Below are 10,393 nucleotides of genomic sequence, written 5' to 3' on the forward strand. Positions count from 1 at the left end.
CGTGTGGCCTCCGGGTCCGCCGGGGTGTCCGGCGTCGATCAGGGGGCGGCGCGGACCGCCTCCAGGGCGGTTCGGACGCCGGCCTCGATGTCCGTGATCGGGTAGATCACCTCGCGCACCGTCCGGTCCCGGTCCAGGACGAGGGTCAGCCGCTTGAGCCGGCTCACCCCGGCCGCGCGGAAGGTCGGCAGCCGCAGCGCCGAGGTCAGCGCGAGTTCCGCGTCCGAGAGGAGCGGGAAGCGCAACCGCTCCGCCTCGGCGAACTCCCGCTGCTCGTCCGGCCGCTGGGTGGAGACGCCCTGCACCGTCGCGCCCGCCGCCGTGAACTCGGCCAACTGGTCCCGGAACGTGCAGGATTCCAGCGTGCACCCCTTCGCCCCGGGGATCCCGGCCCACCCCGGCGGATAGGACTCGGACCGGGCGTAGGCGCCCGGGAAGCAGTACAGGACCGTGAACGGCGCGTCCGCCACGGGGTCGCGGGGCTCCCCGAACCGGTCCGGCAGCAGCAGCTCCGGCACCCGGGTACCGAGCAGCGCGTGCACCCGCGCCGCCTCCCGCGAGGATTCCTCGGTCGTCGCCGTCATCTCTCCCTCTCCCAGGATCCAGGTGTCCCCCCAGTCCTGGAGGGCCACCAGCACCGGCAGCAGCCCCCGGCCGCGCGGGGTGAGTCGGTACTCGTGCCGCACCGGGCGTTCCTGGTACGGCTCGCGCGTCAACACCCCGGCCTCGACCAGCAGTTTCAGCCGCTCGGTCAGGACCTTGCGGGAGACGCCGAGCTCGCGCTGGAACTCCTCGAACCGGTGCACGCCGCGCGCGGCGTCGCGCACGACGAGCAGCGTCCACCAGTCGCCCACGACGTCGAGGGCCTGGGCGATGGAGCAGTCCGCGTCGCCGAGGTGCGTGCGCTGGGCCATGGGAACTCCTTTGTCCGTTGACCCAAGGCTGCCATGCTGACATAGTCAGTTCCCAAAGGGAACTGACCTGCTCGTGGGGGGCGCCGGCATGTTGCGAGGGTTCAAGGACGTGCCGAGGGTGGTGTGGCTCCTGGCGGCCGGGGTGTTCGTCAACGCCGTCGTCGGCTTCACCTTCGTCTTCGTCTTCGTGTACCTGGTCGGACCGCGCGGCCTCGGCGCCGCGCAGGCCGGCCTCGCCGTCGGCGTCGGTGGCGTCGGCCTGGTCGCCGGCAACTTCACCGGAGGCTGGTACGGCGACCGCTTCGGCCACCGCCGGGTACTGCTCACCGCCGCCGCGTTCGGCGGCCTCGCCCTGGCCTGCCTTCCGTTCCTGCCCACCCCGCTGCTGTGCGCCCTCCTGCCGGCCGTCCAGTACGCGTCCGGGGTGATCCGCGCCGCCAACTCCGCGCTCGTCGCCGTCACCGTCCCCGAGGGCGCCCGCCGGCAGGCCTACGCCGTCGTACGGTGCGCCTCCAACGGCGGCTTCACCCTCGGCCCGCCACTCGGGGCGCTGGTCGCGGCCGGCCTCTCGTACGACTGGCTGTTCGTCGCCGACGGCGTAGGCACCCTCGTCCTCGCCGTCTGGACCGCCCGGATCGTCCCGGCCCGCGGTGCCGGCCACGGACCCGCCGCGGCCCGGGACGGGGGTCCGGGCCGCGGCGTCACCGCCGAGCTGCGGGCCCGCCCCGCCCTGCTCGTCCTGCTCGCCGCCGTCCTCGTCGTGGACGTCGTCTACCGGCAGCAGTACTCCACCCTTCCGATCTTCCTCGCCGACCACGGCTTCGACATCCGCGCCTTCGGGCTGGTCGTCGCCCTCAACGGCGGGGTCGTCCTGCTGCTGGAACTGCCCGCCGCCGTCGCCCTGCGCGAGCGCCCGCCCCTGGCCGTCGTCGGCACCGGACTGCTCCTCGTCGGAGCCGGTCACGCGGTGCTGATCGCCGGAGCGGGCCTCGCGAGCGCCGTCGTGATGATGGTGTTGCTCAGCCTCGGGGAGATCCTCTACAAGACCACCGCCACCGCCTACGTGGCCGACCAGGCCCCGGCGCACGCGGTCGGCCGCTTCCAGAGCCTGTACGCGGGGGTCTCGGTCAGCGGCGTCGTCCTCGGCGCACCGCTCGGCGGGGCCTTGTACGCCACCGCCCCCGGGCTGCTGTGGCCGGCGTGCGCGGTTCTGGCCGCCGGCGCCGGGGTCGCGGTGCTGTGGACCGCCCGCCGGCCGCGCCGGCCCGGGCCCCGGCGCCGGGATCCGATGGCCGGGCACGCTCGGGAGCCGCGACCCGGGCACGCTCGGGAGCCGCGACCCGGGCAGGCTCGGGAGCCGCGACCCGGGCAGGCTCGGGAGCCGCGACCCGGGCGGGCGGGGAGCCGTGACCTCCAGCGGGCGGAGGGCGCCGGGGCCGACCGCCTCGCCGCCGGCGCGACGGGCGGGCAGGAAGCCGGGACCGACTCCCGCGCGCCGAGCGCGACACGCGGCGCGACCGTCACATGAGACCGGTTCGCGACCGCGGCCCGTCGCCGGTTAGGTTTCGGGCATGACTGCTACGCGTACCTCCGGCGCCGTCGCCGCCGGCCTTGCCACCCTCACCGCCGACGGCACCGTCCTCGACACCTGGTTCCCCGCCCCCCGCCTCGTCGCCGAGCCCGGCCCGGCCGGCACCGAGCGCCTCACCGCCGAACAGGCCGTGGAACTCCTCGGGGCCACCGCGCCGAAGGCGATCCGCCGGGACGCGGTCCGCGGGGTCGAGGTCGTAGCCGTCCGCACGGTCATCTCCTCGCTCGACGACAAGCCGCTGGACGCCCACGACGCGTACCTGCGCCTCCACCTGCTCAGCCACCGCCTGGTCAAGCCGCACGGCCAGAACCTCGACGGCCTCTTCGGCCTGCTGACCAACGTCGCCTGGACCTCGCTGGGCCCCGTCCCGGTCGACGAGATCGAGACGGTCCGCCTGAACGCCCGCGCCGAGGGCCTGCACCTCCAGGTCACCTCGATCGACAAGTTCCCGCGCATGACCGACTACGTCGCCCCCAAGGGCGTCCGCATCGCCGACGCCGACCGCGTCCGCCTCGGCGCGCACCTCGCCGAGGGCACCACCGTCATGCACGAGGGCTTCGTCAACTTCAACGCCGGCACCCTCGGCACCTCCATGGTCGAGGGCCGCATCTCGGCCGGCGTCGTGGTCGGCGACGGATCCGACATCGGCGGCGGCGCGTCCACCATGGGCACCCTGTCGGGCGGCGGCAAGCAGATCATCTCGATCGGCGAGCGCACCCTGGTCGGCGCCGAGGCGGGCGTCGGCATCGCCCTCGGCGACGAGTGCATCGTCGAGGCCGGCCTGTACGTCACCGCGGGCACCCGCGTCACCCTCCCGGACGGCCAGATCGTCAAGGCCCTGGAACTCTCCGGCGCCGACAACATCCTCTTCCGCCGCAACTCGGTCACCGGCGCCGTCGAGGCCCGCCCGAACAACGCGGTCTGGGGCGGCCTGAACGAGATCCTGCACAGCCACAACTGACCCCCGAACGGGGCCGGATCGCCCGCGCCGGACGTCACGACGCCCTCCCACCCCGAACGGGTGGGAGGGCGTCGCGCGTCCCCGAGTGGACGCCGGCCGCGGGCGGCCCTCCCGCCCCGAGCGGGGGAGGGTGTCCGACGGGCCGAACCGGTCAGTGCAGGGGGATCGTGCGGACCAGGCCGGCGAAGGCCTGTTCCTCTTCCTCCGTCAGTTCCACCGACTCCATGGGGTGCCCGGCCGGACCGCGCTGGGTCGGGATCGTCGACAGGCCCTCGAAGGCGTCCTGCCCGGAGTGGTGGAAGCGGCCGTCCCAGAGGACGTGGCCGAGGCCGATCACCCAGACGAGGGCGGCCACGAGCAGGACGGCTATGCCGATTTCCTGGACGAGGGTGATGGAGGGGAACACACGGTCCTCCGGGGGTGCGGGATCGAGCGTGCAAGATCGGGCGTGCAGACACTCAACACCAGAACGGTCGAATTGGACAGGGGTGTGTCGAGTGTCACGCCAGGGCCGAAAGTCCCCACCTTGTCCGGAAAGGCCCCCTCGACGGGTGGCGGAAGGTCCCCTCGACGGGTGGCGGGGGTCCGGGCGGGACGGCGCCCGGAACCCCCGCCGATCCGCCCGTGACTACGGGCGGAAGCGCAGCACCTGCGGGTCGTGGTCGCTGTTCTGGTTGGCGAACTCCGCGTTGATGTGCACGCTGTCGTACGTGAAGGTCTTGATCGCCGGGCTGGTCAGGATCTGGTCCAGCACCTGGGCGTTGCCCTGGTACACGTACGAGTAGCGCTCCGCCTTCGGCAGCGACTTGATCGCCGGGTACAGCGCCCCGCCGTCCGCCAGGGCGTCGGCGGTGGCCGAGAACTCGAAGTCGTTGATGTCGCCGAGGGCGATGACGTTCGCCTTCTTGTCGGCCGCCAGGATCTCCTTGACGAAGCCGTTCACGGCCTGCGCCTGGAGCAGCCGCTTGGCCTCCGAGGAGCGCACCGGCGGCTGGTGGTGCGAGGTGAGACCCTCGTCGCCGCCCTTGGAACCGAAGTGGTTGGCGATGACGAAGACCGTCTTGCCGCGGAAGACGAACTCGCCGGCCAGCGGCTTGCGGCTGTCGGCCCACGCCGCGTTCGCCGGGTCGATCCGACCGGGGGAGTGGGTCAGGGCGGCCTTGCCGTCGACCGTGGTGACACCGGTGGCCGTCACCGCGTCGCCCGCGGCACGCTCGGTGAAGGAGACCCGCGCGGGGTTGTAGAGGAACACCTGACGGATGTTGCCGCCGGGCTCGCCGCCGTCCTTGTTGTTCTCGGGGTTGACGGTCCGCCACTGGTACGCGGGACCGCCGGCCGCCGTGATCGCCGCGGTGAACTTCGTCAGCGTCTGCTCGGCCGCGACGGTGCCGTCGTTCTTCGCGCCGTTGTCGTCCTGGATCTCCTCCAGGGCCACGACGTCGGGGGAGGCGAGGTTCTCGACGACGGCCTTGGCCAGCGCGTCGAACTTCTCCTGCGGGTCGCTCGGGTCGAGGTTCTCGACGTTGTACGTGGCCACCGCGAGCTCGTTGGCCGCCTGCGCCTTGGTCTTCTCGGGGGCGAGGATGCCCGCCTTGACCGTGCCGAGGGTGCGGGCCACCAGGGTGTAGCCGCCGAACTGGTTGAAGTCCAGCGGACCCTCGGTGGTGCCGGTCAGCTTGTCGCCGACGTTGGCCACGGGGAAGGGCTGCTGCGCGACGGGCGCGAGCTGCTGGATCTGGAGCCGGCCGGTGTTCTGGGACTCGTACGAGCCGTAGATCGTGCCGCCGCGCTTGGCGGTGTTCTCCCAGCCCTTGACCGTGACCCACAGCTCCGAGTACGGGTCGGTGGCGCCGACCACGCGCGAGTTGCCGATCTTGACGTTCATGCCCTCGACGGACTCGTAGAAGTCCAGGGCGAAGCGCGAGGGCTCCAGGGTCAGGCCGTTGACGCTGCCGGCGGCGGCCGGGTCGCCGGCCGGGGCGTACGCGGCGGGCACCGTGTACTCGTTGATCGCGGTCGCGGCCGGCAGCGCGTTGCCGGAGGAGACCACGGTCACGACCGGCTTGGCGATCTGGGTGACGGACTGGTTGCCGGAGGAGACGCCACCCGGGACGTACTCGCCGACCGTGCCGGTCACCTTGACGGCGTCGCCGACGGCGACGGTCGGTACCGAGCTGGTGAAGACGAACACGCCCTCGCTGGTGGCGTCGTTGTCGTCGGTGTCGGGGTCCTGGATCCAGAAGCCGCGCGAGCCGTACGTCCGCACGCCGGTGACGATGCCCTCGACGTCGGCGACCTGCTTGCCGTTGAGCGGGGATATGCGGGTGGTGCCCTGGATGTCGTGGATGCGTATCGGATCGGCGGACACGGCGCCTTCGGCCGCGTCGGCGGAGCCCGCGAGCAGGCCGGTGGCCAGGGCGGTGGCGACGAGGGCCGCGACGGCGGCGGAACGGGGATGCGAGGAGCGCATGGGCGGGAACTCCGGTGTGAGGGTGGGGGGGAACGCCGGGAAGTCCGGGGCTCCTGTACTGCTCAGTACATCTACGCGCGTCAATTTCCTGTGTGGACCGGGAAGTTGTCAAGGTCTCCGAGGAAGACGGCAGCTGACTGTGGGATGAACCAAGGACGATGGCCCCTCGGGCATGCCCGAATTGCGTCTACGCTGGGTCGTCGCCGTACGACCCAACGGCCCCACCGCGACCGCGAGGAGAACCGCCCCATGTCCGCAGAGCCGCACCCCACACTGCCGCCGGTACGGCTGCACTCCGATGCGGAACTGGCCCGCGACGCCCTGGTCACACCGCTGTTCGCGCACGCCGTGCGCCTCGCCCGCTGGGCCGGCCCCCACACCCGCGTGGAGGTCGGCGGCGAACTCACCACCGAACAGCTCGCCGAGGCGGCGGCCGTACTGGGGCTCGACCCCGAGGGCGAGGAGGGCCCGGTGCTCGCGAGCCAGGCCTGGCGGGTGGCCGTGGACACCGGACTGGTCGACGTGACCGAGCCGGACGAGGACGCGGGCGCGGCGGACGGTGAGGCGGGCGAGGGCGACGCGGCCGGCGCGGAGCCGCGGTACGGGACCGCCGCCCCCGGCGAGGACCTGGCACTGATCGCGGGCGGCGCGCCCGGCGACGTGCTCGACCTGTGGCTGGCGGCCCTGGACGCCGTCCTCGCGGACGCGGCCGTGCCCGACCTCGACGACCTCGTCGACGCGTTGGACGCGGGCGGCGAGATCGACTTCGACCAGCTCGACTGGAACCCGCAGCGCGAGGCGGACTTCCTCGACGGGGTGCTCGCCAACCTCTACCTGCTCACCATCGCCGAAGGAGGCTCCGGCGACAGCCCGGTGCCGCTTCCGGTGCTCGCCGCCTCGATGGTCGTCCCCGACGACATGGGCGATCCCACCGACGCCGTGCTGGAACAGGTCTCGGACGCGATGATGCGCCTCGACGACCAGTTCCGGCAGCTGGAGCCGATCGGGCTGGTCGAGTTCCGCCCGGTGGACGAGGCGCTCATGGCGGAGGCCGACGACGAGGAACTCCTCGCCGGGCAGGGCGACGGCACCGAGGAGGACGTGGCGCGGTACGGAATGGTCCGGCTGACGGCCCTCGGCCTGTACGGCATCCGGGCCCGGATGCTGGAGGCCGGGGTCGACGCCCCGGCCATCGGGGAACTCGCCGACAAGGGCGCCGACGCGCTGCTCGACGCGGTCTCCTTCTACCCGGAGGACGCGGCGCAGGCCGAGATCGAGTTGTGGCTGACCGGACGGGACCTGCCGACCGCGGTGGCCGAACTGCTGGCCGCGGCCCGCGGTGACGACGAGGGCGCCCCGCTGCGCCGGCTGCGCTGCCAGCAGGCCCTCGCCCCGGCCGGCCCCACCGCCGAACCGGCGGTCCGGGCGGTACTGGACGACCCGGAACTCGGCGGGCTCGCCCGGGTCTGGCTGGCCGAGCGAGGGGCGACGGACGTACCGGCGCCGGACGGGGCGATGGTGTTCTGGCTGACGGTCGACACGATCGCCGCGCAGCTCGCGGCCGACGGCGAGACGGACGAACTCCCCCTGCTCATGCGAACCCTGACCGAACACCACGCCGGATTCTTCGAGCAGGCGTGGCGGGTGGAACACCCCGCCACGGCCTACGTGCTGGAGGCGATGGGGCGGTTGCACCCGGACAAGAAGGCGGCGAAGGAAGCCCGCAAGGCCGCCTTCAAGGCCCGCTCCCGACAGCCCTGAGGGGCGGCGGCCGGGCGGTCCGGCGGCTTGACGGGCAGGCGGGCAGGCAGGCGGGACGGGCTGACGGCGGGCGGGGTTCGGGGCCCGGGCGCACGGCGATCGTGCGCCTGGGGGCCCGTCCGGCGGCTCGTCCGGGGTGCACAACGCGCCGATCATGGGCCGGAGTTCGCCATTCCGGCCGGCTGTGAGGGGACGGTTCGCGTTCGGGGGTAGTTCAGCCGCCGTTCACGTGCGGGCGGGAGCGTGTGCGCCGACGACCGCACGACAGGCGCCCCACCTCCCCACCCCAGGAGATCCGATGCCGCTCACCCGTAGAGACTTCACCGCCCGCACCGTGATCGCCGGTGCCGGAGTCGCCCTCACCGGAACCGTCGGCGCCCTCGCCACCGCTCCCGGAGCGCTCGCGGCCGACGACGGCACGCGGCACGACGAGCAGGGTCGCCCCCACGGCCCCGGATACGGCCCGCTCGTGCCCGACCCGGCCGGAATCCTGGCCCTCCCCGCCGGATTCAGGTACCGCGTGATCACCCACAGCGGTGTCACCACGCTCGACTCGGGCGAGACCACCCCGTCCAACCACGACGGTACGGCCGCGTTCGAGGGACACCGGGGAGTCACCCTCCTCGTCAACAACCACGAGCTGAAGGGCCCGCGCACGGGCTGGGAGCGGCCCGTCCCGCTCGCGGAAGGCCTCGTCTACGACCCGGCCGCCGCCGGCGGCTGCACGGTCGTCGAGGTCCGGCGCGGCGGAGAGGTCGCCGAGTGGGTGGGCATCGCCGGTACCTCGACCAACTGCGCGGGCGGAGCCACCCCGTGGGACACCTGGCTGACCTGCGAGGAGAACTCGGACCTCGCCGGCAAGAACGGCATGACCAAGGACCACGGCTACGTCTTCGAGGTGGACCCGCACGACCGGCGCGCCAACCGCGACCCCAGGCCCGTCAAGGCCTTCGGGCGCTTTGACCACGAGGCCGTGGTCATCGACCCGCGCCAGGGCCACGCGTACCTGACGGAGGACGCCTCCGGCCCCAACGGGCTGCTCTACCGCTGGACCCCGCCGCACGGCTTCCGGCACGGGCGGGGCAGGCTCCGTACCCTCGCGCCGGACGCGGGCGTGCTCGCCGCCGCCAAGTGCTTCGACCGCAACGGCCGGTTCGTCGACGACCTCTCGCGCGCCACCGCGATCGGCACCGTGTACGGGGTGGACTGGGTGGAGGTGCCCGACCGCGACGCGCGGACGACGCCGGTACGCAAGCAGTTCGCGGACACCGCGGTGACCCGGGGGCGCAAGCTGGAGGGCATGTGGTGGGCCGACGGGGGCGCGTACTTCGTCTCCTCGTTCGCCCGCGCGGAGAGCCCGGGCGCCCCGCACGACGGCCAGGTGTGGTTCTACGACCCCAAGCGGCGCACGATCAGGCTCACCGTGCTGCTCGGTGTGAACGCCGACCCGGCGAAGGACGGCGCCTACGACGGCCCCGACAACATCACCGTGTCCCCGTACGGAGGCCTGGTCATCGCGGAGGACGGAACAGGGCTCCAGCACCTGTTCGGCGCGACGGAATCGGGGCGCACCTACCCACTGGCCCGCAACGAGCTCAACATCGGGACGGACGAGTCGCCCGAGTACTCGGAGTTCACCGGCGTCTGCTTCTCACCCGACGGGCGCACCCTCTACGCGAACATCCAGGACCCGGGCATCATGCTGGCCGTCACCGGACCGTGGCGGCGCGCCCGCTAGGCGGGGCGCGGCCACGGCCGACGGGGCGCTACTGGGTCGCCGCGGTCTCCGAGCGGGAGGCGGCGGCCCATTCCTCCAGGAGGAATTCGTACGCGTCGGAGGGCCACTCACCGCCGACCCCGGTCTCGACGAGGTGCCGGATCGCCTCGTTCGCCTCTGCGGCGGACGGGCGGGCCGGACCCGCGGGCTGGAGTGTCTTGTGCATGGCTCAAGGCTACGGGCGGGCACTGACGGGCACCGCCGATTCGGAGGTGGAATCGCTCACCCGAATCGGCCTTTGGTAGCGCCATGTGCCCGCCCACCTGCTCAGAGTGCCTGCGAGGCGGGTTTGACCATGCCGCGCACTGTGCGGGACTTCACAAAGTCCCCGATGGCCGTCATCTCCCACTCACCGCTGAACTGCTTGATCAACTTGGCCATCATCACGCCGGTTTGGGGTTCGGCGCCCGTGAGGTCGAAGCGCACGAGCTCCTCCCCGCTCGCGGCGTCGATCAGACGGCAATAGGCCTTCGCGACCTCGCTGAACTTCTGGCCGGAGAAGGAGTTGACCGTGAAGACCAGCCCCGTCGCCTCGGCGGGCAGCCGGCCGAGGTCCACGACGATCACCTCGTCGTCCCCGGCTCCCTCGCCGGTGAGGTTGTCGCCGGAGTGCTTGACGGCGCCGTTCAGGATGGACAGCTTGCCGAAGTAGCAGCTGTCGATGTGGTTGCGCTGGGGGCCGTACGCGATGACCGAGGCGTCGAGGTCGATGTCGCGGCCGCGGAACGCGGGCTCCCAGCCGAGGCCCATCTTGACCTGCGAGAGCAGCGGGCGACCGCCCTTGACGAGGGAGACGGTCTGGTTCTTCTGGAGGGTGACCCGCCCCTTGTCGAGGTTGATCTTCCCGGCGCCGGGGGCGGCCGCGGGGGCGGCGGGCGGGGCGGCGGGGGCAGGCGTGGGCGTCGGGGCGCCCCAGGCC

At 72.9% G+C, this 10,393-nt stretch carries 9 protein-coding genes; 4 read left to right on the forward strand and 5 right to left on the reverse strand.

Annotated features, from left to right (window positions below; translation table 11 throughout):
* Positions 1 to 38: 38 nt before the first annotated feature.
* Positions 39 to 914 carry a winged helix-turn-helix transcriptional regulator gene (locus ADK55_RS22995; protein ID WP_053681655.1) on the reverse strand — a complete coding sequence of 292 codons (876 nt, stop codon included), beginning with the start codon at positions 912 to 914 and terminating at the stop codon, positions 39 to 41.
* 88 nt (positions 915 to 1,002) lie between these two features.
* Between ADK55_RS22995 and ADK55_RS23000 the strand changes: the two genes are divergently transcribed.
* Together ADK55_RS23000 and dapD are read left to right on the forward strand one after the other, a co-directional pair.
* Positions 1,003 to 2,442, forward strand: a complete 1,440-nt coding sequence (locus ADK55_RS23000) for an MFS transporter (RefSeq protein WP_078999303.1) — start codon at positions 1,003 to 1,005, stop codon at positions 2,440 to 2,442.
* A gap of 43 nt (positions 2,443 to 2,485) precedes the next feature.
* A complete protein-coding gene (dapD, locus tag ADK55_RS23005) occupies positions 2,486 to 3,466 on the forward strand; it encodes a 2,3,4,5-tetrahydropyridine-2,6-dicarboxylate N-succinyltransferase (protein ID WP_053681657.1) in 981 nt (326 codons plus the stop codon).
* Between the two features lie 151 nt (positions 3,467 to 3,617).
* Here dapD and ADK55_RS23010 read toward each other — a convergent pair whose 3' ends face one another.
* Both ADK55_RS23010 and ADK55_RS23015 read right to left on the reverse strand, forming a co-directional pair.
* A complete protein-coding gene (locus ADK55_RS23010) occupies positions 3,618 to 3,872 on the reverse strand; it encodes a hypothetical protein (RefSeq protein WP_053681659.1) in 255 nt (84 codons plus the stop codon).
* Positions 3,873 to 4,094: 222 nt separating this feature from the next.
* Positions 4,095 to 5,936 carry an endonuclease/exonuclease/phosphatase family protein gene (locus ADK55_RS23015; RefSeq protein WP_053681661.1) on the reverse strand — a complete coding sequence of 614 codons (1,842 nt, stop codon included), beginning with the start codon at positions 5,934 to 5,936 and terminating at the stop codon, positions 4,095 to 4,097.
* A 249-nt stretch (positions 5,937 to 6,185) separates the two neighbouring features.
* On the opposite strand from ADK55_RS23015, the gene ADK55_RS23020 reads away from it, so the two are divergent.
* Complete coding sequence (locus ADK55_RS23020) at positions 6,186 to 7,697, forward strand: hypothetical protein (protein ID WP_053681663.1); 1,512 nt, start codon at positions 6,186 to 6,188, stop codon at positions 7,695 to 7,697.
* A gap of 298 nt (positions 7,698 to 7,995) precedes the next feature.
* Positions 7,996 to 9,435 (forward strand): alkaline phosphatase PhoX, encoded by a 1,440-nt coding sequence (locus ADK55_RS23025; protein ID WP_053681666.1) that lies wholly within the window; start codon positions 7,996 to 7,998, stop codon positions 9,433 to 9,435.
* Positions 9,436 to 9,463: 28 nt separating this feature from the next.
* Here the strand turns inward: ADK55_RS23025 and ADK55_RS39275 are convergent, their stop codons facing one another.
* A complete protein-coding gene (locus ADK55_RS39275) occupies positions 9,464 to 9,640 on the reverse strand; it encodes a hypothetical protein (protein WP_199826603.1) in 177 nt (58 codons plus the stop codon).
* 101 nt (positions 9,641 to 9,741) lie between these two features.
* Positions 9,742 to 10,393: TerD family protein (locus ADK55_RS23030; protein WP_199826604.1), on the reverse strand; the 652-nt coding region annotated here is incomplete at its 5' end.

The organism is Streptomyces sp. WM4235 (genome assembly GCF_001279725.1).
In the GTDB taxonomy this organism is placed as follows: domain Bacteria; phylum Actinomycetota; class Actinomycetes; order Streptomycetales; family Streptomycetaceae; genus Streptomyces.

What these genes read in the sequence shown, in the direction of transcription:
- ADK55_RS22995 (WP_053681655.1), bottom strand. Translation starts at nt 914, where the DNA reads ATGGCCCAGCGCACGCACCTCGGCGACGCGGACTGCTCCATCGCCCAG.
- ADK55_RS23000 (WP_078999303.1), top strand. Translation starts at nt 1,003, where the DNA reads ATGTTGCGAGGGTTCAAGGACGTGCCGAGGGTGGTGTGGCTCCTGGCG.
- dapD (WP_053681657.1), top strand. Translation starts at nt 2,486, where the DNA reads ATGACTGCTACGCGTACCTCCGGCGCCGTCGCCGCCGGCCTTGCCACC.
- ADK55_RS23015 (WP_053681661.1), bottom strand. Translation starts at nt 5,936, where the DNA reads ATGCGCTCCTCGCATCCCCGTTCCGCCGCCGTCGCGGCCCTCGTCGCC.
- ADK55_RS23020 (WP_053681663.1), top strand. Translation starts at nt 6,186, where the DNA reads ATGTCCGCAGAGCCGCACCCCACACTGCCGCCGGTACGGCTGCACTCC.
- ADK55_RS23025 (WP_053681666.1), top strand. Translation starts at nt 7,996, where the DNA reads ATGCCGCTCACCCGTAGAGACTTCACCGCCCGCACCGTGATCGCCGGT.
- ADK55_RS39275 (WP_199826603.1), bottom strand. Translation starts at nt 9,640, where the DNA reads ATGCACAAGACACTCCAGCCCGCGGGTCCGGCCCGCCCGTCCGCCGCA.